Consider the following 24,212-nt stretch of genomic DNA (forward strand, 5'->3'; position numbering starts at 1 on the left):
CGGGGCTCAGCTCGCGGCGCGGCCCTGCACGGTGCGCTGCAATGCCGCGCGCGCCAGCAGCCGCGTCGAATCGAGTGTGGGCAGCGGCGAATTCACGTCGTTCATGATCAGCGGAATCTCGGTGCAGCCGAGCACCACGGCGTCGCAGCCGTCTTCGTCCTTCATGCGCTGTATGACGCGCCGGAACGCCGTGACCGCATCGGGCGTGAAAACACCGCAGACGAGCTCGTCCATGATGATGCGGTTGATTTCTTCGCGCTCATCGGTAGTAGGCCGAACGTACTCGAGCCCCCTGGCAGAGAGCTTCTCGGGATAGACCTCGCTCTCGACCAGCCAGCGCGTGCCGGTGATGGCCAGGCGCTTGAACCCGCGCTGCGCGGCTTCTTCGGCCACGCACTCGGCAATGTGCAGCCACGGCAGCGGCGAGCGCGCCTCGATGAACGGCAGCGCCTGGTGAATGGTGTTGTCCGGGCAGACCAGAAAGCTCGCCCCTATCTTCGCGAGCTTGTTGGCCGAAGCGAGCATCACCTCACCCACGCCGCGCCAGTCGTTGCGGTAGATGTGCTGCATGTAGTCGGCAAGCGACGGCGTGTGCATCGAGACTTCAGGATGCGCATGCGGCCCAAGCAGTTGGGCCCCTTCCACGCAGATGGTCTGGTAGCAGAGCGCCGCGCCTTCGGCGGAGCATCCGACGATTCCGATGTGCTGGGTCATCCGCACATGCTACAAGCCCGCGGGCCCGGCGCGCGCCAGACCCGGCTTTGCACTCAAGCTTCTTCGTCCGCGTCGTTGCCAGTCAGCATCAGCACCTCTTCGACGAAGGCGTCGAAGTGCGGCAGCGCGGCGGGCAGCGGCCGGGCCGGCGCGGCATGGCCGTCGTCGAAGAAATGCTCCGCGCCGGCCGACATGGCCACCCATTCGCCCGCCTCGAACAGCAGGCCCAGGTAGCCGTCGTCCGTCCGCACATAGAACAGGCTCGCCCGCTCGAGCGGCCGCAGGCCCGCGGGCGCGCCTTCGCGGCCCCAGCTCACGCCCTGCCTGCCCAGGTGCTCGTTGATGCGGCCGTCGCACACATGCGTGTCGCACCAGCGTCCTTCGGCATCGAAAACAGCGAGCACGGGCATGGGCGTCCTTTTGCTTGATAGTTACTGCAGGAAGCTGGGCTTGGCATAGCCCTGGAACTTGGTGTCGACCACGGCCTTGAACTCCTTGGAGCGGTAGGCGTCGGCAATGTCCTTGGCCCAGGGCGCGTTCTTGTCCGCGCTCTTCACGGCCACCACGTTCAGGTAGTAGTCGGGGGTCTTTTCCAGCACCACGGCCTCGGTGAGCTTCAGGCCCGACGAGATTGCGAAGTTGCCGTTGACGATGGCGTAGTCGGTGTCGCCCAGCGAGCGCGGCAGCTGCGCGGCTTCGAGCGGAATGAACTTCAGCTTCTTCGGGTTCTCGGCCACGTCTTTTTCAGACGCGCGCAGCGGATCGACGCCAGGCTTGATGGTGATGAGCTTGTTCTGCTCCAGCAGAACCAGCGCGCGCGCCAGGTTGCTCGGGTCGTTGGGCAGCGTGAATCGGTCGCCCTCTTTCACTTCGGCCAGGGTCTTGCGCTTGGTCGAATACACGCCCAGCGGCGCGATCGGGCCTTGCACCAGTTCGGCAAGGTCCAGCTTCTGGTCGGCCGAGAACTTCTTCAGGTAGACCTGGTGCTGAAAGAAGTTGGCGTCGAGCGAGCCCTGGGCCAGCGCGAGGTTGGGCTGCACATAGTCGTTGAACTCGACCAGCTTCACCTTGTAGCCCTTCTTCTCGAGGATGGGGACGATGCCGGCCTTGAGCTGGTCGATGTTCGAGCCGGCGGTGCCGCCGATGACGAGGTTCTTCTTGGCTTCTTGCGCCTGTGCCAGCGAAAGGCCGCCAAACGACAGGGCGACCAGGGACAGGGCGAGGACGGAACGGCGCAGCAGTGCGGTTTTCATGGAATGAGCAGGAGGGAAAAGAGACAAAAGGAAAGAGAAAAACAAGAAATCAACGCTTGTCCAGCCTGCGCGCCGTGGTGTTGCCCACGAATTGCAGGATCTGTACCAGCACCACGAGCAGCGCCACGGTGAGCACCATCACGTCGGTCTGAAAGCGGTAGTAGCCGTAGCGGATGGCCAGGTCGCCAATGCCGCCGCCGCCCACCACGCCCGCAATGGCCGAGTAGGAGAGAAAGCTCACCGCCAACACCGTGAGCGCCAGCACCAGACCGGAGCGCGCCTCGACCACCAGCACGCGCCAAACGATCTGCAGCTCCGAAGCGCCCATGGCGTGCGCCGCCTCGATCACGCCGCGCGGCACTTCGCGCAGGCACTGGTCCACCAGCCGCGCAAAGTACGGAATGGCCGCAAACGACAACGGCACCGCGGCCGCCAGCGGCCCGATGGAAGTGCCCGCGATCACCCGCGTGAACGGCACCAGCGCCACCAGCAAGATGATGAAAGGAAACGAACGCACGGTGTTCACGATCCAGTTCAGGACAAGGAACGCCGGCTTGTTTTCGAGCGACTGGCCCGGCCCCAGCAAGAACAGCAGAATGCCCAGCGGCCCGCCGATCAGCACCGCCGCCGAGAGGCCGATGGCCAGCATCAGGAAGGTCTGACCCGTGGCCACCCACAGCTCGGGGAGGATGGGCGCGATGTTTTCAAACATAGGCCACCTCGTGCGCGCTGCGCTGCACCGGCAAGGCGCGCGGCGTGATGGGTTCGCGCGCCTCGCGCTCGCGGCGACGCACCAGCTCGTCGATTTCGCGGCCCAGCGCCGTCTTGCGCTCTTCGGCCGGCGCATCGAGCACCGCAAACTGCTCCACCAGGCGGCCCTTCTCCAGAATGGCCACGTTGCGGCACAGCACCTCGACCACCGAGAGCTCGTGCGTCACGATGACGATGGTCACGCCGATCTTCTGGTTGATGTCGCGCAGGGTTTCGAGCAGCGCGCGCGTGGTTTCGGTGTCGAGCGCCGAGGTGGGCTCGTCGCACAGCAGCACCTGCGGCCGCGGCGCCAGCGCACGCGCAATGGCCACGCGCTGCTTCTGCCCGCCCGAAAGCTGGGCCGGGTAGGTGTCGATCTTTTCGGCCAGGCCCACCAGGGCCAGGCATTCGCGCACGCGGGCGTCGATTTCGGCCTTCGAATGGCGGCCGTGGATCTTCAGCGGAAACGCCACGTTGTCGAACACCGTGGCGTTCTGCAGCAGGTTGAACTGCTGAAAGATCATGCCGATGTTCTGGCGCATGTCCCGCAGCTCGCGGCGCGAGAGCGTCGTCAGGTCGCGCCCGCCCACAAAGACCTTGCCCGCATCGGGCCGCTCCAGCAGGTTGATGAGGCGCAGCAAGGTCGACTTGCCCGCGCCGCTCTTGCCGATCAGGCCGAACACGTCGCCCTGGTGAATGTCGAGCGAGAGCGACTGCACGGCGTCGAACACCTCGCCGCTGGGCAAGGCGAAAGACTTTTGCACCGATTGAAGTCGGATGACCGGCGCCGCGTTGCCGCGGGCCGTATCAGGCGAATGGTTGGTCATAGAGAGGAGGCACGGCCCGCGTCAAGGCGGGCCGCGGAGTTCGCAAAAAGGTGCCGAGTATGAAAACAAAATCGTCAAAAGGGAACGAACAAATCGGCGCTTGCTTATGCATGAAAACGCATAAGCATTGAAGAAGCCCGGCGAGCAACGCCATATCGATATGCGCATTGGTTCGTTCCCAAACCGGCGGGGCAATGCCACATTCGCGGCCTTACTTTTTTTGATTTCGCGCAACAACATGCACAGCACCCTTCGCCGCCGCACCCTCGCCCTTGCAACCGTTGCAGGCGTCCTTTTCTTCACCGGTAGCGCCGCCTTCGCGCAAGACAACAAGACCGCCATCAAGGTGGGCGTGTCCGTCGGCAACGGCGAGCAGATCTTCGAAGTGGTGAAGAAGGTCGCCGCCAAGGACGGCCTGAACATCCAGGTGGTGGTGTTCAACGATTACCAACTGCCCAACGCCGCGCTGGCCTCGGGCGACCTGGATGCCAACGCCTTCCAGCACCAGCCCTTCCTGGACAACCAGAACAAGGCGCGCGGCTTCGACATCGTGCCCGTGGGCCTCACCATCACGGCGCCGCTGGGCTTCTACTCGCGCAAGATCAAGTCGATCGACCAACTGCCCGACGGCGCCTCGGTCGGCATCCAGAACGATCCGTCGAACGGCAACCGCGCCTTGCTGCTGCTGCAGACCGCCGGCCTCATTACGCTGAAGCCCGAGGCGGTGAAGAACAACAACGCCACGCCGCTGGACGTGGTGAGCAACCCAAAGAAGCTGAAGCTCGTGGCGCTGGACGCGGCCCAACTGCCGCGCTCGCTCGACGACCTGGCCATTGCCGCCATCAACAACGACTACGCCGAAAAGGCCGGCCTGTCGCTCGCCAAGGACGCGGTGATCAAGGAAGCCCCGAAAAGCCCCTACGCCAACCTGATTGCCGTGCGCCGTGCCGACAAGGACAAGCCCTGGGCCAAGCGGCTGGTGGCGGCCTACCAGTCGGCGGAGGTGAAAAGCTTTATCGAGAGCCAGTTCAAGGGCTCGCTAGTCCCCGCGTTCTAACTTCGCCTTCCTCCCTCCCCCGCTGGGGGAGGGCCGGGGTGGGGGCACGGCGGCTTCCAAATAAGCACAGCGCTTGATCGAAGGCCCGCCCCCGTCCCAGCCTTCCCCCAGCGGGGGAAGGAGCAATACAGGGGCTCTCCTCGGCAACGGTGCGGTCCATGAGAAAATGTCCGGTTTCCCCCGAACACAGTCAGGACACCCATGGACGCAGAACAAATCAACCAAATCGGCGCAACCCTCGCGGACCTGAGCGCCCGGACGGCCGATTTACGGAGGTATCTTTGACTACGATGCCAAAGCCGAACGTCTGAGGACGGTTAACGCATCGCTCGAAGACCCGAACGTCTGGAACGACCCCAAGAAGGCCCAGGAACTCGGCCGCGAAAAAAAATCGCTCGACGACGTGGTCGTGACGCTCGACCGCCTGACCAGCGGCCTGTCGGACAACGCCGAGCTCTTCGAGATGTCGAAGGAAGAAGGCGACATGGACGGCTTGCAGTCCATTGCCGACGACGCCGCCGCGCTCGAAGCCGACATCAAGCAGCTCGAATTCCGCCGGATGTTCAACAACCCGGCCGATCCGCTCAACGCCTTTGTCGACATCCAGGCCGGCGCGGGCGGCACCGAGGCTTGCGACTGGGCCAGCATGCTGCTGCGCCAGTACCTGAAGTACGCCGAGCGCAAGGGCTTCAAGACGCAGATCGAAGACGAAACGCCGGGCGACACCGCCGGCATCAAGGGCGCGACCATCAAGGTAGAGGGCGACTACGCCTTTGGCCTGCTGCGCACCGAAACCGGCGTGCACCGCCTGGTGCGCAAGTCGCCGTTCGACTCGTCGGGCGGGCGCCACACCAGCTTTGCCTCGATCTTTGTCTACCCGGAAATCGACGACTCCATCGAGATCGAGATCAACCCGGCCGACGTGCGCACCGACACCTTCCGCGCAAGCGGCGCGGGCGGCCAGCACATCAACAAGACCGACTCGGCCGTGCGCCTGACGCACATCCCAACCGGCATTGTGGTGCAGTGCCAGGACGGCCGCAGCCAGCACAGCAACCGCGACGTGGCGTGGAAGCGCCTGCGCTCGCGCCTGTACGACCACGAGATGCGCAAGCGCCAGGAAGAGCAGCAAAAGCTCGAAGACAGCAAGACCGACGTGGGCTGGGGCCACCAGATCCGCAGCTACGTGCTGGACAACAGCCGCATCAAGGACCTGCGCACCAACGTTGAAGTCTCGGCCACGCAAAAGGTGCTCGACGGAGACCTGGACGTGTTCATCGAAGCCTCGCTGAAGCAAGGTGTGTAATCGATGAGCCTGACCCACGACAAGGTCGAAGCCTTCATCTTCGACATGGACGGCACCATGATCGACTCCATGCCGTGGCATGCGCGCTCGTGGGTCGAGTTTGTGGCGCGCCACGGGCTCAAGCTCGACGTGACCGACATTCTTGCGCGCACCACGGGCCGCACCGGCACCGAGTGCATGCGCGAGCTGTTCGAGCGCGAGCTTTCAGACGCCGAGTGCCAAGTCTTGGTGCACGAAAAAGAAGAAATCTACCGCGCCATGTTCAGCGACAACTTCACCGAGGTTGCCGGCTTTACCGCCTTTGCCAAGGCCGCCGTGGCGCGCGGCCTGAAGGTGGCCGTGGGCACGGCGGGCGACAAGCACAACATCGAGTTTGCGATGTCGCGCCTGAAGATGGACCCGCTGCCGCTGGCCATTGTGGGCGGCGACGAAGGCTTTGCCGGCAAGCCCACGCCCGAAATCTTTTTGGAAGCCGCGCGCCGCATTGGCGTGGCGCCCGAGCGCTGCATCGTGTTTGAAGATGCGCCCTTCGGCATAGAGGCTGCGCGCCGCGGCGGCATGCGTGCCGTGGCCGTGTGCAGCACCCATACCGCCGCCGAACTTGCCGGCCCCCATGTGATTGCCGCCGTTCGCGACTACGACGAACTCGCCCATTCGAATTTTCTGGAGACACTCGATGCTGCTGCAGCGTGACGCCCAAGGGCAACCGATTGCCATTCGCCGCGAAGACTATGCCGCTCCGGCATTCTGGATCGACACCGTCGACCTGACCTTCGACCTCGACCCCGCCAAGACCCGCGTGCTCAACCGCATGCAACTGCGCCGCAACCCCGACGTGCCGGCCCAGCCGCTGCGGCTGGACGGCGACGAGCTGAACCTGGCCCGCGTGCTGGTGAACGGCCAGGGCGCATCGTTCCGCATGGAAGGCGAGCAGCTCGTGATCGACGGCTTGCCCGATGCCTTTGAGCTAGAGATTTTCACCACCTGCTGCCCCATCAAGAACACCAAGCTGATGGGCCTGTTCGTGAGCGAAGACACCTTCTTCACGCAGTGCGAGGCCGAAGGCTTCCGCCGCATCACGTACTTTTTGGACCGCCCAGACGTGATGGCGATGTATACGGTAACGCTGCGCGCCGCCAAGGCCGCCTACCCCGTGCTGCTGTCGAACGGCAACCTGGTCGAGCAAGGCGAGCTGCCCGAAGGCCGCCACTTCGCCAAGTGGGTCGACCCCTTCAAGAAGCCCTGCTACCTGTTCGCCCTGGTGGCCGGCAAGCTGGTGGCGCGCGAGCAGCGCATTACCGCGCGCAACGGCAAGGAGCATTTGCTGCAGGTGTACGTGCGCGCCGGAGACTTGGACAAGACCGAGCATGCGATGAACTCGCTGGTCAACTCCGTGCTGTGGGACGAAGCCCGCTTTGGCCTGCCGCTGGACCTGGACCGCTTCATGATCGTGGCCACCAGCGACTTCAACATGGGCGCCATGGAGAACAAGGGCCTGAACATCTTCAACACGAAGTACGTTCTGGCCAACCAGGCCACCGCCACCGATGCCGACTACGGCAACATCGAAAGCGTGGTCGGCCACGAGTACTTCCATAACTGGAGCGGCGACCGCGTAACCTGCCGCGACTGGTTCCAGCTTTCGCTGAAAGAAGGCCTCACCGTCTTCCGCGACCAGGAGTTCAGCCAAGACCTGTGCGCCGACGCTTCGGCCCGCGCCGTGAAGCGCATCGAAGACGTGCGCGTGTTGCGCACCGCCCAGTTCCCCGAAGACGCCGGCCCCATGGCCCACCCGGTGCGGCCCGACAGCTACATCGAGATCAGCAACTTCTACACCGTCACCATTTATGAAAAGGGTGCCGAGGTGGTTCGCATGATGCAGACGCTGGTCGGCCGCAAGGGCTTTGAAAAGGGCATGACCCTTTACTTCGAGCGCCACGACGGCCAGGCCGTAACCTGCGACGACTTTGCCCAGGCCATTGCCGACGCCAACCCCGATTCGGAACTGGCCCGCCTGCTGCCGCAGTTCAAGCGCTGGTACAGCCAGGCCGGCACGCCGCGCCTTGCCGCTCACGGCGTGTACGACGCGCAAGCGCGCAGCTACACCTTGAGCATTGTGCAAAGCTGCCCGCCCACGCCGGGCCAGCCGACCAAGGAACCGTTCGTCATTCCGGTGAACATTGGCCTGCTCGACGCCAGCGGGCGCGAACTGCCGCTGCAGCTCGAAGGCGAAACCGAAGTGACCCGCGGCGCGCCGGGCACCCCGTGCACGCGCACCGTGGTGCTCTCGCGCGCCGGCGAGCAAATTAGCTTTGTGGGTCTCGACTCGGAGCCTGTGCCTTCCATCTTGCGCGGCTTCAGCGCGCCGGTAATTCTGGACTTTGAATACACCGACGCCCAGTTGCTCACCCTGCTGGCCAACGACCCCGACCCCTTCAACCGCTGGGAAGCCGGCCAGCGCCTGGGCCTGCGCGCCGCGCTGCAAGGCATTGCGGCGCTGGCAACCGACACCACCCCGGTGCTGAATGACGCGTATCTGGACGCCATGCGCAGCGTGCTGCGCAACCCCAAGCTCGACGCCGCCTTCAAGGAGCTGGTGCTCACCCTGCCTTCGGAAACCTACATTTCCGAGCAGCTCGACGTGGTCGATCCGCAGCGCGTGCACCTGGTGCGCGAAGCCATGCGCGCCCAGCTGGCCACCGCCCTCTTCCAAGACTGGCAACAGGTCTACGAAGAAAACCACGACACCGGCGCCTACACGCCCGACCCCACCTCTTCAGGCCGCCGCGCGCTCGCCGGCATGGCGCTCAACTTCTTGTGCCTGGCGGCGCGCTCTTCGGGCGACACCGTGTGGCCCGGCAAGACGCTGCAGCGCTTTAAAGACGCCGGCAACATGACCGACCGCTTCAACGCGCTCAACGCGCTGGTGTCGTCGGGCCACACCCTGGCCGCGCAGGCGCTCGCGCGCTTTCATGCGCTGTTCAAGGACGAAGCGCTGGTCATCGACAAGTGGTTCTCGCTGCAGGCCGGCGCGCCCGACCGCGGCGGCGACATCTTGCCGCTGGTCAAGCAGCTGATGAAGCACCCGGACTTCTCCATCAAGAACCCCAACCGCGCCCGCAGCGTGATCTTCAGCTACTGCAGCGCCAACCCCGGCGCATTTCACCGCCCCGACGCGGCCGGCTACGTGTTCTGGAGCGAGCGCGTCATAGAACTGGACGCCATCAACCCCCAGGTGGCCGCCCGCCTTGCCCGCGCGCTCGACCGCTGGAGCAAGCTGGCCGAGCCCTATCGCAGCGCCGCGCGCGAAGCGATTGCCCGCGTGGCCGCCAAGCCCGACCTGAGCAAGGACACCCACGAGGTAGTGACCCGCGCCCTGGCCGGTAACTAACCAAGCAAGGAACACACAAGCACATGGCTTATCAACAACAGAAGATCTCCCTCACCCGCTACCTCGTCGAACAACAGCGCGCCGACGGCCTTATTCCCGGCCAGCTGCGCCTGCTGCTCGAAGTGGTCGCCCGCGCCTGCAAAAGCATCAGCCAAGCCGTGAACAAGGGCGCGCTGGGCGGAGTGCTCGGCACCGCCGAAAGCGAAAACGTGCAGGGCGAAATCCAGAAGAAGCTGGACATCATCGCCAACGAAGTGCTGATTGAAGCCAACGAATGGGGCGGCCACCTGGCGGCCATGGCCAGCGAAGAAATGGACAGCATCTACGTGGTGCCCAACCGCTACCCGCAGGGCGAATATCTGCTGATGTTCGACCCGCTCGACGGCAGCAGCAACATCGACGTGAACGTGAGCATTGGCACCATCTTCAGCGTGCTGAAAAAGCCCGACGACACCCCCGGCGTGCAGGAAGCCGACTTTCTGCAGCCGGGCACCCAGCAAGTGGCCGCCGGCTACTGCATCTACGGCCCGCAAACCACCCTGGTGCTTACCGTGGGCAACGGCGTGGCGATGTTCACGCTAGACCGCGAGCAAGGCAGCTTTGTGCTCACGCAGGAAGACATCCAGATTCCGGCGGACACGAAAGAATTTGCCATCAACATGAGCAACATGCGCCACTGGGACGAACCCATGAAGCGCTACATCGACGAGTGCCTGGCCGGCAAGGAAGGCCCGCGCGGCAAAGACTTCAACATGCGCTGGATTGCCAGCATGGTGGCCGACGTGCACCGCATCTTGATGCGCGGCGGCGTGTTCATGTACCCGTGGGACAAGCGCGAGCCCGAAAAGGCCGGCAAGCTGCGCCTGATGTACGAGGCCAACCCCATGAGCTGGCTCGTCGAGCAGGCCGGCGGTGCCGCCACCAACGGCAAGCAGCGCATCCTCGACCTGCAGCCCACCAAACTGCACGAGCGCGTGAGCGTGATGTTGGGTTCGCGTAACGAAGTCGAGCGTTTGACCCAGTACCACGCCGAAAAGGCCTGACGGTGTTGCTATAATCCGAGGCTTCGCCGGTGTAGCTCAGTCGGTAGAGCAGCTCATTCGTAATGAGAAGGTCGGGTGTTCGATTCATCTCTCCGGCACCAATACAGATAAGGCCCCGTAGCTATCATATCGATAGCTATGGGGCTTTTTTCTTGGGCGATGTAACGGGCGATGTAAGAGGATTTAAAAGCATGGCCATGGTGCTGTCGCGCTCCCAGTCGACTCCATCCCAGAGCGTGCTCTCGTTTTGGCTGAAATCCTTAGCCCCTGCCCTCATGGCCGGCAGGATTCTTCCGGCTGCAGCGCACCCGACCGTCTACCGCAGCGAGATCATCGGCAAGGTCACCTACTCGGATGCCCCATGCGTCTGGGCCGAGGTGATCGACGCGATGCCCAAGCAAGGCATGGATAAGATGACCGGGCAGTGCCGCACAGCTGCCGCTGTCCATCAATACCGCTTTCGACAGCGCCCCGCGACCGCCTCATGGCCGCTCGCATGCCGACATGGACGTGATGCGACGCCGCGTGAAGCCAACCAACCATCAACAGACGCAATCCGCGCGCTTAGACGACCGCCTCCCCTCACTGGAAGCCGTCGCCGCAGGAGCCGCGCGGGCCTTCGCCTCGCCAGCTGATGTTGATCTGTACAAAGCCTGCAAGCAGTTCTTCGACCTGAAGTGCTGAGCTGCGATGATCGGCAGGTGCGGGCCTCACCAAACTCGGCCTTTGGGCAACAAGGACAACGGCTCGTGGTTCCTGAATGACACTAGATCGTCGCTCCCGCGTATGCGACGGCCGGACGGGCCGACGGGCCTCTACACAAACGACTGGATAGACAAAAGAACATGGTACAGACCGATACGAGCAAAAACGGTGGCAGCCTTGGCTTTGAGGCCGAGCTGTTCAAGGCGGCCGACAAGCTACGCGGCAATATGGAGCCGTCGGACTACAAGCATGTCGCGCTCGGGCTCATCTTCCTGAAGTACATCTCGGACGCGTTCGAGGCTAAGCACAAGGCGCTCTTGGCGGAATACCCGAAGGCAGCCGAGGACAAAGACGAGTACCTCGCCGACAACGTCTTCTGGGTTCCGAAAGATGCTCGCTGGTCATACCTCCGGGCTAACGCTAAGCTGCCGTCCATTGGGACGCTGATCGACGACGCGATGCGCGCCATCGAGAAGAACAACGAGTCGCTCAAAGGAGTACTGCTCAAGGACTACGGTCGTCCTGCGCTCAACAAGGTGATGCTTGGCGAGCTGATCGACCTGATCTCGGGAATCGCACTCAACGAGGAAGGCGACCGCTCCAAGGACATTCTGGGGCGTGTGTACGAGTATTTTCTGGGCCAGTTTGCCGGGGCCGAGGGCAAGCGCGGCGGCGAGTTCTATACACCTCGCTCCGTGGTGCGCGTGCTCGTCGAGATGCTCGAACCTTATTCGGGCCGCATCTACGACCCCTGCTGCGGTTCAGGTGGCATGTTCGTACAGTCTGAGAAGTTCGTGCAAGAACACGGCGGGCGCATCGGCGACATCGCCATCTACGGACAGGAATCGAACTACACCACATGGCGTCTGGCCAAAATGAATTTGGCCGTGCGCGGCATCGACTCCGACATCCGCTGGAACAACGAGGGCAGCTTCCACAAAGATGAGTTGCGCGACCTGAAGGCCGACTACATCCTTGCCAATCCACCGTTTAACATTTCGGACTGGGGTGGTGACCGTCTACGAGAGGATGTTCGCTGGAAATTCGGTGTGCCGCCAGTTGCCAATGCCAACTACGCCTGGCTACAGCACATCGTCCACCACCTCGCCCCCTTCGGCACCGCCGGTGTTGTGCTAGCCAATGGCTCAATGTCGTCCAACCAATCGGGTGAAGGCGACATCCGTCGCGAGATGATCAAGAAGGACATCGTTGATTGCATGGTGGCTCTTCCGGGGCAGCTCTTCTATTCGACTCAAATTCCGGCCTGCCTGTGGTTTCTTGCCCGCGACAAATCCAACGGCCGGGCCGGCAAAGCCCATTTGCGCGACCGGCGCAACGAAATTTTGTTCATTGACGCGCGCAAACTGGGCGTGCTGGTAGACCGAACGCGACGCGAATTAACCGATGCTGACGTGCGGAAAATCGCCGAGACCTATCATGCCTGGCGCGGTGAGAAGGAGGCGGGCGCCTACGCTGACATCTCCGGCTTCTGCAAATCAACCACGATCGAAGAAATCGAAGCGCACGGCCACGTGCTCACACCTGGCCGCTACGTGGGCGCCGAACAAGCCGACAACGACCGCGAGGCCTTCGACGAAAAGATGCCGCGCCTCGTCGCAGAGCTGCATGCTCAGTTCGCAGAATCCGCGAAGCTGGAGCAAGCCATCAAAGCAAACCTAAGTGGACTGGGCTATGGCGGCTAAGACAACGGTCGGGGACTATGTCACGCTTCAGCGCGGCACCACCTACAAGGGCAACCTCGTAGGTAAGCCCGGCCCCGCTTTGCTCGGGCTTGGGGCAATTCAGCCAGGAGGAGGGTTTCGCGAAGGCGACTACAAAACCTATGGTGGAGAGTGCCCGCCTAAGCTCATGCTTTTTCCCGGCGACCTTTTCGTTTCGCTAAAGGGTGCGACCAAAGATGGCAAGATGATCGGGTCCGTGGCTCGTGTGCCCTCTTCCGTTTCGTCGGGGCGGCTGACGCAAGACACCGTCAAACTTGAGTTCGGCGATTCGAGTACAGAGGCGAAAAACTTCCTCTACTGGGTCTTGCGCACCCCTCAATATAGAGAATACTGCGACGGTCGTGCAACGGGCAGCGCTGTGGTTGCGCTGAGTCGGGACGACTTTTTGACCTACCCGGTCCCGCCTGTGACCACGACAAGGAAACGCATTGTCGAGTTGCTTGAAACGCTGGACTCCAAAATCGAGTTGAACCGGCGGATGAACGCAACGTTGGAGGCGATGGCGCAGGCGCTGTTCAAGAGTTGGTTCGTCAAATTCGAACCTGTCCACGCCAAACTTCACGCGCGCCCCCTTCCCGGGATGGACGACGCCACCACTGCCCTTTTCCCCGCCACCTTTGAAGGGTCAGGAAGCAAGCAAATCCCGAGCGGATGGACCATTGAAACGGTCGGCGAAATTGTTGATTGTGTCGGCGGCGGGACACCAAGTACTGCCGAGCCGAAGTATTGGGAGGACGGCACGCATCACTGGGCAACGCCAAAAGATTTCTCATCGCTCCAAGCGCCTGTTCTCCTTGACACCGACCGCAAGCTCACTGACGCCGGCATCGCCAAGATTTCCTCGGGCTTACTTCCCGTTGGAACCCTCCTGCTCTCATCCCGTGCACCTGTCGGCTACCTCGCCATCACCGCAATACCTGTTGCTATCAACCAGGGATTCATCGCGATCAAGTGCAACGAGCGCGCCTCAAATTTTTTCATGCTGAATTGGTGCCAGACTAACATGGCCGAGATCGAGAGCCGCGCCACCGGCACTACGTTTGCCGAGATCAGCAAACAGAATTTCCGGCCGCTTCCCGTGGTGGTCCCACCAGAAAAACTTATGACGGCTTTCACCACCAAAGTCGCTCCGCTGTACGCCCAAATCTCCACCAACCTTCGCCAATCCAGCAACCTCGCCAACCTGCGCGACACTTTGCTTCCAAAATTGTTCTCTGGAAGGTTGGGGGTTATGGATGTCGATGAAGTTGCTGGAGCTCTTGAATGAGCATGGACTGGTGCCCCGGCATCCGAGAGGTCTGTTCGCATTGGCGTGACGCGTCGATGCTCCAGCAGACCTTCGATGAATTGGAACGGGCACTTGCCGAAAACAACGATGCCTGCATCGACTCGGCGAAGGCCATTGTGGAGGTGGTCTGCCAGATCATCTTGCAAGAGCTGGACTCGCCTTCGAATCCCGTACGTCCAGCCGAAGCATTGCCGACCTTCGGCGCGTGGATGAGCGCAACCGTCCGCGCGCTGAAGCTCGGGGACATCCGGCACAACGGGTTCCAGAAGCTGGTGTCGCAGCATAGAAAGCTCACCGATGCTTTGGGCGAGCTGCGTAATGATTCAGGGACCGCTAGCCACGGGCGAGAGGGGTTTCTACAACGCCTGTCGGTTCATCACCATCGCGCAGCAGTGTTATCGGCCGACGCGATCGTGACGTTCCTGCATCAGGCATATCTAGAGGCCGAACTGGATTTGGTTCGGACACGCGAACCTTACGAACGCTTTGACCACCTGCACGAGCTGATCGATGCGAACGTCAAATTACAGGCGGATGTCGATGAGGAGGGATATCTCGCAGTGGACATAAGGCTACCTTCTGGTGACCTACTGCCACTGCGAGTAGAGGCCAGTCGTTTGCTATATCAACTGGATCGAAGTGCCTATGTCGAGGCGTTGAACGCTGCGCGCGGGGCACCGGTGCCGATAGTGGAGCAAGGCGGAGAAGAATGATGGCGTTCTTGTCAGAGGCAGCCGTTGAACTGGTGCTACTTGAGCAATTGCGTGGGCTGGGCTACAGCATCGAGCAAGAGGAGAACATCGGTCCCGATGGTCACCACCCGGAGCGGGAAAGCCACGACGAAGTGGTACTAAGGAAGCGCTTTGAAAACGCCGTCGCGCGGCTCAATCCAGGTCTTCCGTTCGAGGCGCGTCAAGATGCAATCCGCAAGGTGATGCAGTCTGAATTGCCGTCGCTCCTTGAAGAGAACCGCCGCATACACAAGCTGATGACCGAGGGCGTCGACGTTGAGTACTACGCCGACGACGGCACTTTGACCGTTGGCAAAGTCTCGCTCATCGACTTCGAACGACTAGAGCAGAACGACTGGCTCGCGGTGAGCCAGTTCGTGGTCATCGCGGGTCAATACAACCGTCGACCGGACATAGTCTTGTTCGTGAATGGGCTGCCACTTGGTGTGATCGAGTTGAAGGCCCCCGGGGATAGCAATGCAACCCTAGTCGGAGCCTTCAACCAGTTGCAGACCTACAAGAAGCAGATTCCTGCGCTGTTTAATCTCAATGCTTTGCTAGTTACTTCCGACGGCATCACCGCAAGGATTGGCTCGCTTTCGGCGGATCTTGAGCGTTTCATGCCTTGGCGCACGACCGACGGCACAGACCTTGCGCCAAAGGGCGCACCGGAACTTTCCACCTTGATTGAAGGCGTTTTCGAGCAGCGCCGCCTGCTCGACTTGCTTTCCTACTTCACGGTGTTCGGGGAAACGGACTCCGGCTTGGCAAAGATTATCGCGGGCTACCACCAATTCCACGCCGTCCAGCATGCGGTGAAGCGTACGGTGACCGCGATCTCGCCCAGTGGCAATCAGCGGGTCGGCGTGATCTGGCACACGCAGGGGTCGGGCAAAAGCCTGCTGATGGCGTTCTACGCTGGGCAACTAGTCAAGCATCCGGCGATGGCCAATCCAACGCTGGTGGTGCTGACCGACCGCAACGATCTCGACGACCAGTTGTTCTCCACGTTCTCGATGTGTCGCGACCTGATCCGGCAGACGCCGATCCAGGCCAACAGCCGCGAAGATCTGCAAAAGGTGTTGAGCCGAGCCTCGGGCGGCGTGGTGTTCACGACGATCCAGAAATTCTCTCCAGAAGCTGGGGAGAGCGAGTACCCGAAGCTGACCGACCGCCGAAATGTCATCGTGATCGCGGATGAAGCCCACCGCAGTCAGTACGGCTTCCGAGCGAAGGTGGAGACTAAGACGGGCGAGATAACCTATGGATTCGCCAAGTACTTGCGCGACGCACTGCCAAACGCCTCGTACATCGGCTTTACCGGTACGCCGATTGAAACCGACGATGTCAATACCCCTGCCGTGTTCGGCAACTACATCGATGTCTACGACATAAGCCGTGCTGTGGAGGATGGCGCGACCGTACCGATCTACTACGAGTCCCGGCTCGCACGCATCGAGCTTGACGAGGACGAAAAGCCCAAAATTGACGCTGAAGTTAACGAACTCACTGAGGACGATCCGGAAGTCGAGCAAGAGCGATTCAAGAAGAAGTGGTCAACGGTCGAAGCCTTGGTGGGAAGTGACAAACGGCTTGCACTGGTGGCCGAGGACATGATCACTCACTTCGAGGATCGTCTGACCGGATTGGACGGCAAAGCGATGGTGGTATGCATGAGCCGACGCATTTGCGTGAAGCTGTACGACGAAATCATAAAGCTTCGCCCGAAGTGGCATAGCACCGCTGACAACGCCGGTGCGATCAAGATCGTCATGACTGGCGCTGCAAGCGATCCGCAGGAGTGGCAACAGCACATCGGAAACAAGACTCGTCGCGATCTTCTGGCAAAGCGCGCTCGCGACCCTAAAGACCCACTCAAGCTGGTGATTGTTCGGGATATGTGGCTTACCGGCTTTGACGCCCCGTGCATGCACACGATGTATGTGGACAAGCCGATGCAAGGACACGGACTAATGCAGGCGATTGCTCGGGTGAACCGCGTGTTCCGCGACAAGCCCGCAGGGTTGATCGTGGACTACATCGGAATTGCACAAAGCCTCAAGTCGGCTTTGCAGCAATATTCAAAGAATGACCAGGAGAACACGGGTGTCGATGAGGCACAAGCTATCGCGGTGTTGATAGAGAAATACGAAGTCGTACGAGACATGTACTACGGCTTCGACTACGCGTCGGCGATGGACGGAACACCACATCAGCGTTTGATGATGATGGCCGGTGCGATCGAATGGATTCTCGACATGCAGCAGAAGGCGGCGGCGATAGAGAAGACCGAGGAGGGCAAGACGAATGCTCACCGCCGGTATCAGGATGCAGTCCTGGCGCTTTCAAAGGCATTCTCGTTGGCTTCTGCCTCTGATGAGGCTCGGGAAATCCGCGAGGAAGTTGGGTTCTTCCAGGCCATCCGCGCGGCTTTGGTCAAGAGCGCCACCCGTTCAGGGGTGACCGGGCAGGAAAGAGAGTTGGCAATCCAACAGATCGTGAGCCGAGCCGTGGTCTCGACCGAGATAGTCGACATCCTGGCCGCTGCAGGAATCAAGAGCCCAGATATCTCCATCCTGTCGGATGAGTTCCTGGCTGAAGTCCAGCAGATGGAGCGAAAGAACCTCGCCCTTGAGGCGCTGAGGAAGCTCATCAACGACGGCATCCGATCCCGGAGCAAAGCCAATGTCGTACAAACCAAGGCGTTCTCTGAGCGACTGGAAGATGCGGTCGCACGATATCACGCCAACGCAATCACGACCGCCGAAGTGCTCCAAGAGCTGATCAAGCTCGCCAAGGACATCCGCGCCGCTCGCCAGCGGGGCGAAGAGTCCGGGTTGTCCGACGAGGAGATTGCGTTCTATGACGCGCTCGCAGAGAACGAAAATGCTGTTGAGATGATGGGCGATGACAAGCTCCGCTTGATCGCACAAGAGCTCATGGCGGGTCTACGCGCAAATGCATCCGTTGATTGGGCACGTCGCGAGTCAGCGCGAGCAAGAATGCGAGTCCTCGTCAAGCGCATATTGCGCAAGTATGGATATCCGCCGGACCTACAAGACGCGGCCGTGCAAACGGTGCTGCAACAAGCAGAGGTTCTATCGGCGTCATGGCGGGATCGGCCTGTCAGGCTGACAGGATTCGCATCTTAGCCCTCCCCCATTGCGGAGTACGGTCGATTCGCGTCAAGAGTAAATTCGCGCGACGAGAGTTCTTTCGGACCAAGATGCCGGCGCCGCCGGGTGCTGCAGATGATATCTGGCACTGGTTCCCGCTGAGCGTGCCTCACGGGATGACTCCCAATCTGATCTTGGTCTTAGTGCTGGACAACCAGTCCTCACGATACTGCAATGCAAGCGCATCGAGATGAACACGACCAACTCCAGCCTGGCGGGCCAGACTCTCCAGCGATGTCATGCAGTCCAGCCATCCGAGCCCGTTCGAGGCGACTAAAGCAGCCTTGTCGGCCGTTGTGACCACGACGACTTGCGATGGCAGCAGCTTGTTGGCAAACAGCCAGGCGAAAAGGTGCTTCTCGCCGTCGTCGAGGGGGCCACTCGGCGGATGGCTCAAAACTAATGTGGCGAGTTCCTTGCGCGTGACCGGATGCTGCCCGGCCAGTCCGGCGTTCAAGTCGGCAGGCAAGACTGCAACATGACGAGAATCGGCAGGATTGCCGGTCAGCGTTTCCTCAACGCACTTCTGGACCGTCTCGATAGCGAAGTGGCTGCTGATGGCAGCCCAGCAACCCGTGCGGAACGATTCGAGGATGACATTGGTGTCCGCGAAGACTCGGATTCTCGACATACGATCGCCCGCCTACAGCTCGAACGGTGCGGCGAGGTCGTATTGAGCAAACAGTTCGATCAACCCGTTAAGCCCAAGGCCTATGGCCTTAGCCGCCTTGCGAGCCGACAGCTTTCCGTTGTCCAGGGCTTCGTGAAGCATCTTCACGAAGGTTGGAGAAAACCGCTTTGGTGGGCCTGACACCGATGGCCGCTGCTTTTCCTGAGAAAGCCTGCGTCGAGTGTCGTCGGTGATGAGCTTGAGGTTGAACAGTCGCCATGACAGCGTGACTGGGGCAACGCGCAACAGGGCAGCGACTTCGCACAAATGCGCGATGTCTTCCAGTCGACTTCGGTCGATCAACTTATCGAGCGAAGCGCGCGGCATCAGGAGCGCGGCGGCGAAGTTATCCGCAAGCTGCTCAATGCGCTTGCCCTTGTTGCGACCCTCGACAGAGTTCGACTCCCGGTGCTCTGGCTCCAACGCATCCCAGGTCAGAGCATGAAAGAGCTCATGCGCCAGGTCGAAGAAGCGCCGGGCCTCGCTCTCATTGCGGTTGATCAGGATGACACCCATCTCCTCAAGATGGCAAGTCGCGCCGGAGATTGACTGACCGTCGGCAGCATCCACCGTGTCGACGAATAGAACCGGGATGTCCATCTCGCGCTCGATCTTTTCGATCAGGCTTTCGGCGGGCACGATGCCGAGCTCAAGCTCGACGCACAGGCTCTCTGCGCGCTCCTGCGCATCCTCATAGGAAGATTGGGCGGACAGCCGTAGTGCCCGCTTGAGCACACTTGCCCGGCTGTCTCGTTGCTCACGAAGCCAACGAAGCAGGCCAATCCATTGGCCGGCCTTCAGCTCAAACTGGTCAAGAGTGTCCTCGGGCACTTCTGGCGCCGCTCGCCATGAAAACCGTGCCTCGCCAGCAACGGCCAATGGATCGATAAAGAACTCGATGTCGCGGTCCAATACGTCGGACAGCGTCAACATCTCATCAGGCTTCAAGGCACGCTTGCCGTTCTCAATGTCAGATATCGATTGACGGTCGTTTAGGTCTAAGTGTTTGGCAAGTTCGTCCTGCGTCCAGCCTCTGCCCTCACGTGCAGCTTTGACGCGGTAGCCAATCAGCTTCTGTGAAATTTTTTCAAGCATTTGCGATCACCTTAGCCGCTGAATTTAATCTTGCGCTGCTAAATTTGCAAGATTATCTTGCGATATCCTATTCGCAAGACCAGGGTATTCAGGCCCTATTGCACACCTGTCCCGAATGAAGTGGCCGATGAACTGTGGCGCGATCTGCGACTGAGTTCCGTTGACGGCAATCGGGCCCCGCCCTCGCCAGGGCGCCGGCTGAGGCTGCGGCACGCTGGCTCGAACCGCTTCAGACGGGTCAACGGGTAAGAGGTGGTAGTCCATGCAACGGCGGCTGGCGCCGCTATGAGCTGAGGCGCTTGACCCCCCCGGCGACATCACCAACCGGCTTTACTGGGTAAACATCCAGTGTTCGATTATGGTCGTCACTATGTACTCGATTCCCTCCCGCCTGTGGTGCAGCTGTTGCACACCACATGCAGCGGCGCGGGCGCACCGTGGCGCTTGAGGTACTGGAAACGAGAAGCCTAGCCACGAACCCCAGAGGACGTTGACTATCGCGTGACCGGCGCGCTGCCTACAGCTACTTGCGATCGGCTGGGCTAATGTGGGGGAGCCTTGCCGTCGTGTACTTGGCCACGTTGCCGCCACGGGGTTGCGAGCCGCCCAATGCGCACCTAATGCGCCTCAGGTCAGCCCGAAGCCGCCTACGCCTGCGCCCGCCGCCGGTGCGCCAGGTTTTCTTCAGAGCGATGAACCGCGGCCACCAATTCCACAAGCCGGGCGGCGACCGCCTCCGCTTCCACCGCGAGCCGGCATGCCGAAAGGCAGGTCTATGCGGCCGATGACACAGCTTGTCGTGAACGCTACGGCTCACGGAGCGATGCAGGGCTCGAAGGTTGACCGGCGCCCGAGGTGCGACTCGGGTTGAACGCCCCCACCTGAACGGTCGCAACGTGTGGCGGCGGGCTTGATAATCAGATCATGGCCTTCGACAAAGAAAAGCTGCTCCAGAACGCGCTCGACTCGATTCGGCTCGGCGTCGAAGACTTCCAGCGGGCGTTGGGGAACACCGCCGAGACGAAAGATCCCGCGCGAACACTGTCCGCAGTCCGAAACCTGTTTGCTGGGACGCTCCTCCTCTTCAAGTACCGAATCGTCTCCTCGACTGACGACGATGACGAGGCCGAAAAGCTGATATTCATCCCGCCTGAGATCCTTCCCTTCCCGGACGACGACGGTGGCATCGAATGGCGGCCGGCCGGCAAGTTCAAGTCGAAGACGATCGACGTAGCGGACATCAAGAAGCGCTTCGAGAGCTTTGAAATAAAGGCCGACTGGGAAGCCATCGATAGGCTGCAGAACGAGCGAAACCATCTTGAGCATCTTCATCCGTCGACGACGATCGGTGCCATCTCGGACTTCGTTGCCGCACTGTTTCCTATGCTGCGCGACTTCATCACTAGTGAGCTGAAGAAGTCGCCCCCGGACCTGCTGGGCGAGTCCTGGACCGCCATGCTTCAACATCACAAGTTCTACGCGCAGACACTTGAAGAATGCGCGGATCGCTGGAAGGCGGCGGGGGTCCCGAAAGGTATGTGGTCCACGTTGGAGGCCGCAGTTTGCGACGACTGCGGCTCGCAACTCCTTCGGCCCTCTGAGGAGTCGATCGAAGAGGAGGCGAAAGTCGAGCACCACGATCACACCTACGTTTGTGTTGGTTGCGGCCACTCTGATGACACGACTGAGCTACTCATGAAGACGCTTGAGCAGGCGCTAGTCGGAAGGCGAAGCTACAAGGAAGGCATCACGGAGATCGAAGATTGCCCTTCGTGCGACCACGCCTCCTTTGTTGTCGCAGAACGGGAGTGCAGATGGTGCGGCCATACGCTCGATTACGAGAATTGCAACGTCTGCAACGAGCCTCTTGGCCTCGACGATCAAGACAACGACGGCCTCTGTAGCTATCACCATTACTTGTTCAACAAGGATGACTAGCGTCGCGCCGGACACGCCGCATTAACACCAGCCCGCTCATGCGGGATTTTTGCTTCCGCCGCTCGTACTGGAGCGCTGTTCGAGGACCCAGCCGCTCATGTGACTTGCTGGCGCTCCGCGCGGCGATATTCGGCCAGAGCCTTGGCGAAGCGCTGCTCGTAGAACTCCTTAGCGTCAGGTTGCAACCCAGTCAGGTGGAACACGGTCGGCTCGTTCGTGCACAAGGTGTCGTACAAGAAGATCGCGCTGTCGAGTAGCGGCTGCATCGCAGGGACGTTCATCACCCGCACGTCGTCCAGGTGGGCGACGAACTTGTCGCGATATTCTCGGACTGCTGCACGCAAGGCGGGGTTTGCTTCTACTGCCATCGGCCCATGGGCAAGGATGTGACCGCCGAGCACTTGGTGGCGCGCATAGATAGTGGCAAGAACACACGCAGCAACATCGTGGCAGCTTGTCGGCGTTGCAACGCGCTGCGCCATGAAATGTTCCCTGGTGCGGCCCCTGACCCAGAGACCTACCAAGCCTTTGTTCTATTGATGAGGGCAGCGGGCCTTTGGGGCAACGAAGCAGGCGGTTCAGGCACAAAGAAGCGCGCAGCGGGCTTGGTGCGATAGCCACGGCTGACTTTTCAGCCGCAGCGGGTCGCGGCATCACCCACAGATGGCGCGAAATTTGTTTCGGTCCACAGCAGTAAATGTTTGCACGTGCATTGATTTATGTTTACATTAAATCAATCATGACCAAACTTACCGGAAGAGGCGGCGCTGGCCGAGGACAGGGACGGAAGCCTAGCGAGACGACGGTCGAGACGGTGCCCGTCGCGATTCGCATGACTGTCGAGCAGCGCGAAAAGTTGCAACGCCTCGGGGGGGCACCTTGGGTGCGCGATCGCATCGACAAAGCAAGGCTGCCAGAAGAATGACCGCCGCACCTCAGGGCGAGATGTGTCCAACTTGGAACACATCGATCTGAGCTATATCGGCGACGGCCTCGAAGTTCGTACCTCCGAGGCCGTCTAACCACAACGTGCAAATCCCATTGAAAGGCGCACACCATGGCTAAGCTTGATCCTACCGTTTTCAACCGTCTCCGGCTCACGATCGACGACTTCACCGATGCTGCTCACCGCTTGGTGCAGCAACTCGATGGCGAGATCGACAGCGTGGTCGGTCCGGCAAAAAACGAACTCCAACGGTACCGCGATCTAGTCGCCGACCTCGGCCGCCAGCTCGACTCGTCCGACCCGGATGGCGGCGAGGTGGCCGGTGAGTGGGGCGCCTCGAAGGGCGAATGACGTTGATTAAAACTCAACCCTCGGACGCGACCGAAAGCGAGGCGAGGCATTGACTCGGCTCGACTCCGCCCACCCGCCTGCCGCAATGGGGCGCGCGGACGCGGCCGCTTACGTGGGTCTGAGCGAATCCACATTCGGCCGTCAAGTGCAGAAGGGGTTGATTCCTCGGCCGCGCCAGCTTGCCGAGAAGCGGGTGGCATGGTTGCGGTGCGAACTAGACGCGTGGCTGATGGCCCGGCCGGTGTCTGATCAGTTACCGCCACCGAACACCGGGGCGCCCAAGCCTCGCCCCAAGGGGGCACGCGTCGGCCGTCCCGCTTAAGCAGTTCGCAGTCACGCAGCGCAAATTGCTAAAGCGGGTGCAGTCCTGCTGGCTTATCTATGCGCCTTCACGTCCTTGACGGCCCGGCGCACCGAATCAGCATCGTCGACGGCCAAGCCGAGGTCGGCGCACAGTACATGAACTCGTCGGCGCTGCTGCCATCGAGGCCGTGCGCACGCGCCAGTTGTCGCGCTAGCTTCCGCAGCGGTTCGCGGTCTCCGCTGGTGAACCACTGTGGGTTTTCCACCTGATCACGCATTGCCACCTTGATCGTGATGGGCAAGTTGGCGCCGTGGATGAAAAAGCGCAAGTACTTCAAGAAATTGCGGTGACTGAAAATGTCCGTGCCTTGGGTGCCGTTGCCTTCGAATACCTCGAGTCGCGATTTGCGCCCCGCCCCCCACCCGGGCTGCGTGAAACATTGCTGGCGCCGTTCTGGAATAGCACCGCGCGCCAGCAACATCGGCGTGACCATGCCGGCTGCTCCCAGCATCGGCAGAACGGTATCAGGGTCGCGAGAGTTGGTGCGGAAGTCGATCACATCGACCAGCGCTTTTTCCTCGCTGGATATCTCAATAGTGCCGATATCGTTCATGTGGAGCAGAAGCGGGACAACGCAATTGCCAGGGTTGCACCAGCCGCTGCCGCTGCAACGACGGCGAAGATTGGAAGCCACGTGTACTCGCGCGGGTGGATGGCCTTCGCGTTGAACTCGGCCTGCTCGGCCGCGAGCTTTGCGGTTTGGGCCATGAGCTTGCCAATTTCCGCGCGGATGCGATCGGCGGAGAAGGGTTCGATTTGAAGGCTCATGGATCCATGCTAAGGGAGAAATACAGGTTTGACCGGCTCGCTGCACTGGTTGAGCGCTACTTCACGGCTGTTCCGTGCACCGGACCTGCTTGGTTGT

At 61.2% G+C, this 24,212-nt stretch carries 24 protein-coding genes and 1 tRNA gene; 15 read left to right on the forward strand and 10 right to left on the reverse strand.

Going from position 1 to position 24,212, the window contains the following annotated elements; genetic code table 11:
* Positions 1–6: 6 nt before the first annotated feature.
* Genes V9L20_RS12450 through V9L20_RS12470 form a run of 5 tightly spaced genes read right to left on the reverse strand, consistent with a single transcriptional unit; the run spans position 7 to position 3,544 of the window.
* Positions 7–714 (reverse strand): aspartate/glutamate racemase family protein, encoded by a 708-nt coding sequence (locus V9L20_RS12450; protein ID WP_337296828.1) that lies wholly within the window; start codon positions 712–714, stop codon positions 7–9.
* 53 nt (positions 715–767) lie between these two features.
* A complete protein-coding gene (locus V9L20_RS12455; protein ID WP_337296829.1) occupies positions 768–1,124 on the reverse strand; it encodes a hypothetical protein in 357 nt (118 codons plus the stop codon).
* Between the two features lie 21 nt (positions 1,125–1,145).
* Positions 1,146–1,967 (reverse strand): MetQ/NlpA family ABC transporter substrate-binding protein, encoded by an 822-nt coding sequence (locus tag V9L20_RS12460; RefSeq protein ID WP_337296830.1) that lies wholly within the window; start codon positions 1,965–1,967, stop codon positions 1,146–1,148.
* A gap of 49 nt (positions 1,968–2,016) precedes the next feature.
* Positions 2,017–2,679, reverse strand: coding sequence for a methionine ABC transporter permease (locus V9L20_RS12465; RefSeq protein ID WP_047783086.1), 663 nt, complete (start codon positions 2,677–2,679; stop codon positions 2,017–2,019).
* Positions 2,672–3,544 (reverse strand): methionine ABC transporter ATP-binding protein, encoded by an 873-nt coding sequence (locus V9L20_RS12470; protein ID WP_337296831.1) that lies wholly within the window; start codon positions 3,542–3,544, stop codon positions 2,672–2,674. Before V9L20_RS12470 ends, V9L20_RS12465 begins: the two co-directional genes overlap by 8 nt.
* Before the next feature lie 238 nt (positions 3,545–3,782).
* Between V9L20_RS12470 and V9L20_RS12475 the strand changes: the two genes are divergently transcribed.
* From V9L20_RS12475 to V9L20_RS12525, 11 genes are all read left to right on the forward strand, one after another.
* Positions 3,783–4,601, forward strand: a complete 819-nt coding sequence (locus tag V9L20_RS12475) for a MetQ/NlpA family ABC transporter substrate-binding protein (RefSeq protein WP_337296832.1) — start codon at positions 3,783–3,785, stop codon at positions 4,599–4,601.
* A 201-nt stretch (positions 4,602–4,802) separates the two neighbouring features.
* A protein-coding gene (gene prfB / locus V9L20_RS12480) for a peptide chain release factor 2 (RefSeq protein WP_337296833.1) occupies positions 4,803–5,907 on the forward strand; the annotation gives its coding sequence in 2 pieces (ribosomal slippage) (positions 4,803–4,883 and positions 4,885–5,907; 1,104 coding nt in all).
* A gap of 3 nt (positions 5,908–5,910) precedes the next feature.
* Complete coding sequence (locus tag V9L20_RS12485; protein WP_337296834.1) at positions 5,911–6,600, forward strand: HAD family hydrolase; 690 nt, start codon at positions 5,911–5,913, stop codon at positions 6,598–6,600.
* Positions 6,584–9,298 carry an aminopeptidase N gene (gene pepN / locus V9L20_RS12490; protein ID WP_337296835.1) on the forward strand — a complete coding sequence of 905 codons (2,715 nt, stop codon included), beginning with the start codon at positions 6,584–6,586 and terminating at the stop codon, positions 9,296–9,298. Before V9L20_RS12485 ends, pepN begins: the two co-directional genes overlap by 17 nt.
* A 23-nt stretch (positions 9,299–9,321) precedes the next feature.
* Positions 9,322–10,341: a class 1 fructose-bisphosphatase gene (locus V9L20_RS12495; protein WP_293409554.1), complete on the forward strand. Its 1,020-nt coding sequence runs from the start codon at positions 9,322–9,324 to the stop codon at positions 10,339–10,341.
* 25 nt (positions 10,342–10,366) lie between these two features.
* Positions 10,367–10,442: transfer RNA gene (locus V9L20_RS12500), tRNA-Thr, on the forward strand.
* 403 nt (positions 10,443–10,845) lie between these two features.
* Positions 10,846–11,025 carry a hypothetical protein gene (locus tag V9L20_RS12505; protein ID WP_337296836.1) on the forward strand — a complete coding sequence of 60 codons (180 nt, stop codon included), beginning with the start codon at positions 10,846–10,848 and terminating at the stop codon, positions 11,023–11,025.
* Between the two features lie 161 nt (positions 11,026–11,186).
* Positions 11,187–12,749, forward strand: a complete 1,563-nt coding sequence (locus V9L20_RS12510; protein WP_337296837.1) for a class I SAM-dependent DNA methyltransferase — start codon at positions 11,187–11,189, stop codon at positions 12,747–12,749.
* Positions 12,739–14,055, forward strand: a complete 1,317-nt coding sequence (locus tag V9L20_RS12515; protein WP_337296838.1) for a restriction endonuclease subunit S — start codon at positions 12,739–12,741, stop codon at positions 14,053–14,055. The genes V9L20_RS12510 and V9L20_RS12515 overlap by 11 nt, the downstream gene beginning before the upstream one ends.
* Entirely contained in the window at positions 14,052–14,789 is a 738-nt protein-coding gene (locus V9L20_RS12520; protein ID WP_337296839.1) for an abortive infection family protein, read from the forward strand. Before V9L20_RS12515 ends, V9L20_RS12520 begins: the two co-directional genes overlap by 4 nt.
* On the forward strand, positions 14,789–17,959 hold the full coding sequence (locus tag V9L20_RS12525; protein ID WP_337296877.1) for a type I restriction endonuclease subunit R: 3,171 nt from the start codon (positions 14,789–14,791) through the stop codon (positions 17,957–17,959). The genes V9L20_RS12520 and V9L20_RS12525 overlap by 1 nt, the downstream gene beginning before the upstream one ends.
* A 133-nt stretch (positions 17,960–18,092) precedes the next feature.
* Here the strand turns inward: V9L20_RS12525 and V9L20_RS12530 are convergent, their stop codons facing one another.
* A complete protein-coding gene (locus V9L20_RS12530) occupies positions 18,093–18,614 on the reverse strand; it encodes a hypothetical protein (protein WP_337296840.1) in 522 nt (173 codons plus the stop codon).
* A gap of 12 nt (positions 18,615–18,626) precedes the next feature.
* Positions 18,627–19,748 carry an XRE family transcriptional regulator gene (locus V9L20_RS12535; protein WP_337296841.1) on the reverse strand — a complete coding sequence of 374 codons (1,122 nt, stop codon included), beginning with the start codon at positions 19,746–19,748 and terminating at the stop codon, positions 18,627–18,629.
* A 924-nt stretch (positions 19,749–20,672) separates the two neighbouring features.
* On the opposite strand from V9L20_RS12535, the gene V9L20_RS12540 reads away from it, so the two are divergent.
* Positions 20,673–21,686: a hypothetical protein gene (locus tag V9L20_RS12540; protein WP_337296842.1), complete on the forward strand. Its 1,014-nt coding sequence runs from the start codon at positions 20,673–20,675 to the stop codon at positions 21,684–21,686.
* Between the two features lie 95 nt (positions 21,687–21,781).
* On the opposite strand, the gene V9L20_RS12545 is transcribed toward V9L20_RS12540, so the two are convergent.
* Positions 21,782–22,168: a hypothetical protein gene (locus tag V9L20_RS12545; RefSeq protein WP_337296880.1), complete on the reverse strand. Its 387-nt coding sequence runs from the start codon at positions 22,166–22,168 to the stop codon at positions 21,782–21,784.
* Between V9L20_RS12545 and V9L20_RS12550 the strand changes: the two genes are divergently transcribed.
* The 3 genes from V9L20_RS12550 to V9L20_RS12560 all read left to right on the forward strand — a co-directional run bounded on the left by V9L20_RS12550 (position 22,061) and on the right by V9L20_RS12560 (position 23,305).
* The gene (locus V9L20_RS12550) at positions 22,061–22,303 is read left to right on the forward strand and encodes an HNH endonuclease (RefSeq protein WP_337296843.1); all 243 of its coding nucleotides are present in this window, start codon (positions 22,061–22,063) and stop codon (positions 22,301–22,303) included. The genes V9L20_RS12545 and V9L20_RS12550 overlap by 108 nt on opposite strands.
* Positions 22,304–22,743: 440 nt before the next feature.
* Entirely contained in the window at positions 22,744–22,983 is a 240-nt protein-coding gene (locus tag V9L20_RS12555; protein ID WP_337296844.1) for a hypothetical protein, read from the forward strand.
* Positions 22,984–23,068: 85 nt separating this feature from the next.
* A complete protein-coding gene (locus V9L20_RS12560) occupies positions 23,069–23,305 on the forward strand; it encodes a helix-turn-helix transcriptional regulator (protein ID WP_337296878.1) in 237 nt (78 codons plus the stop codon).
* A gap of 67 nt (positions 23,306–23,372) precedes the next feature.
* On the opposite strand, the gene V9L20_RS12565 is transcribed toward V9L20_RS12560, so the two are convergent.
* Both V9L20_RS12565 and V9L20_RS12570 read right to left on the reverse strand, forming a co-directional pair.
* Positions 23,373–23,900 (reverse strand): hypothetical protein, encoded by a 528-nt coding sequence (locus V9L20_RS12565; protein WP_337296845.1) that lies wholly within the window; start codon positions 23,898–23,900, stop codon positions 23,373–23,375.
* A complete protein-coding gene (locus tag V9L20_RS12570) occupies positions 23,897–24,115 on the reverse strand; it encodes a hypothetical protein (RefSeq protein WP_337296846.1) in 219 nt (72 codons plus the stop codon). The genes V9L20_RS12565 and V9L20_RS12570 overlap by 4 nt, the downstream gene beginning before the upstream one ends.
* Positions 24,116–24,212 lie beyond the last annotated feature (97 nt).

Source organism: Variovorax sp. CCNWLW225, assembly GCF_037204045.1.
GTDB lineage: Bacteria > Pseudomonadota > Gammaproteobacteria > Burkholderiales > Burkholderiaceae_C > Variovorax.

Excerpts from the sequence above, each read along its gene's own strand:
- V9L20_RS12450 (WP_337296828.1), bottom strand. The coding sequence starts at position 714 with ATGACCCAGCACATCGGAATCGTCGGATGCTCCGCCGAAGGCGCGGCG.
- V9L20_RS12455 (WP_337296829.1), bottom strand. The coding sequence starts at position 1,124 with ATGCCCGTGCTCGCTGTTTTCGATGCCGAAGGACGCTGGTGCGACACG.
- V9L20_RS12460 (WP_337296830.1), bottom strand. The coding sequence starts at position 1,967 with ATGAAAACCGCACTGCTGCGCCGTTCCGTCCTCGCCCTGTCCCTGGTC.
- V9L20_RS12465 (WP_047783086.1), bottom strand. The coding sequence starts at position 2,679 with ATGTTTGAAAACATCGCGCCCATCCTCCCCGAGCTGTGGGTGGCCACG.
- V9L20_RS12470 (WP_337296831.1), bottom strand. The coding sequence starts at position 3,544 with ATGACCAACCATTCGCCTGATACGGCCCGCGGCAACGCGGCGCCGGTC.
- V9L20_RS12475 (WP_337296832.1), top strand. The coding sequence starts at position 3,783 with ATGCACAGCACCCTTCGCCGCCGCACCCTCGCCCTTGCAACCGTTGCA.
- V9L20_RS12485 (WP_337296834.1), top strand. The coding sequence starts at position 5,911 with ATGAGCCTGACCCACGACAAGGTCGAAGCCTTCATCTTCGACATGGAC.
- pepN (WP_337296835.1), top strand. The coding sequence starts at position 6,584 with ATGCTGCTGCAGCGTGACGCCCAAGGGCAACCGATTGCCATTCGCCGC.
- V9L20_RS12495 (WP_293409554.1), top strand. The coding sequence starts at position 9,322 with ATGGCTTATCAACAACAGAAGATCTCCCTCACCCGCTACCTCGTCGAA.
- V9L20_RS12505 (WP_337296836.1), top strand. The coding sequence starts at position 10,846 with ATGGACGTGATGCGACGCCGCGTGAAGCCAACCAACCATCAACAGACG.
- V9L20_RS12510 (WP_337296837.1), top strand. The coding sequence starts at position 11,187 with ATGGTACAGACCGATACGAGCAAAAACGGTGGCAGCCTTGGCTTTGAG.
- V9L20_RS12515 (WP_337296838.1), top strand. The coding sequence starts at position 12,739 with ATGGCGGCTAAGACAACGGTCGGGGACTATGTCACGCTTCAGCGCGGC.
- V9L20_RS12520 (WP_337296839.1), top strand. The coding sequence starts at position 14,052 with ATGAGCATGGACTGGTGCCCCGGCATCCGAGAGGTCTGTTCGCATTGG.
- V9L20_RS12525 (WP_337296877.1), top strand. The coding sequence starts at position 14,789 with ATGGCGTTCTTGTCAGAGGCAGCCGTTGAACTGGTGCTACTTGAGCAA.
- V9L20_RS12530 (WP_337296840.1), bottom strand. The coding sequence starts at position 18,614 with ATGTCGAGAATCCGAGTCTTCGCGGACACCAATGTCATCCTCGAATCG.
- V9L20_RS12535 (WP_337296841.1), bottom strand. The coding sequence starts at position 19,748 with ATGCTTGAAAAAATTTCACAGAAGCTGATTGGCTACCGCGTCAAAGCT.
- V9L20_RS12540 (WP_337296842.1), top strand. The coding sequence starts at position 20,673 with ATGGCCTTCGACAAAGAAAAGCTGCTCCAGAACGCGCTCGACTCGATT.
- V9L20_RS12550 (WP_337296843.1), top strand. The coding sequence starts at position 22,061 with ATGGGCAAGGATGTGACCGCCGAGCACTTGGTGGCGCGCATAGATAGT.
- V9L20_RS12545 (WP_337296880.1), bottom strand. The coding sequence starts at position 22,168 with ATGGCGCAGCGCGTTGCAACGCCGACAAGCTGCCACGATGTTGCTGCG.
- V9L20_RS12555 (WP_337296844.1), top strand. The coding sequence starts at position 22,744 with ATGGCTAAGCTTGATCCTACCGTTTTCAACCGTCTCCGGCTCACGATC.
- V9L20_RS12560 (WP_337296878.1), top strand. The coding sequence starts at position 23,069 with ATGGGGCGCGCGGACGCGGCCGCTTACGTGGGTCTGAGCGAATCCACA.
- V9L20_RS12565 (WP_337296845.1), bottom strand. The coding sequence starts at position 23,900 with ATGAACGATATCGGCACTATTGAGATATCCAGCGAGGAAAAAGCGCTG.
- V9L20_RS12570 (WP_337296846.1), bottom strand. The coding sequence starts at position 24,115 with ATGAGCCTTCAAATCGAACCCTTCTCCGCCGATCGCATCCGCGCGGAA.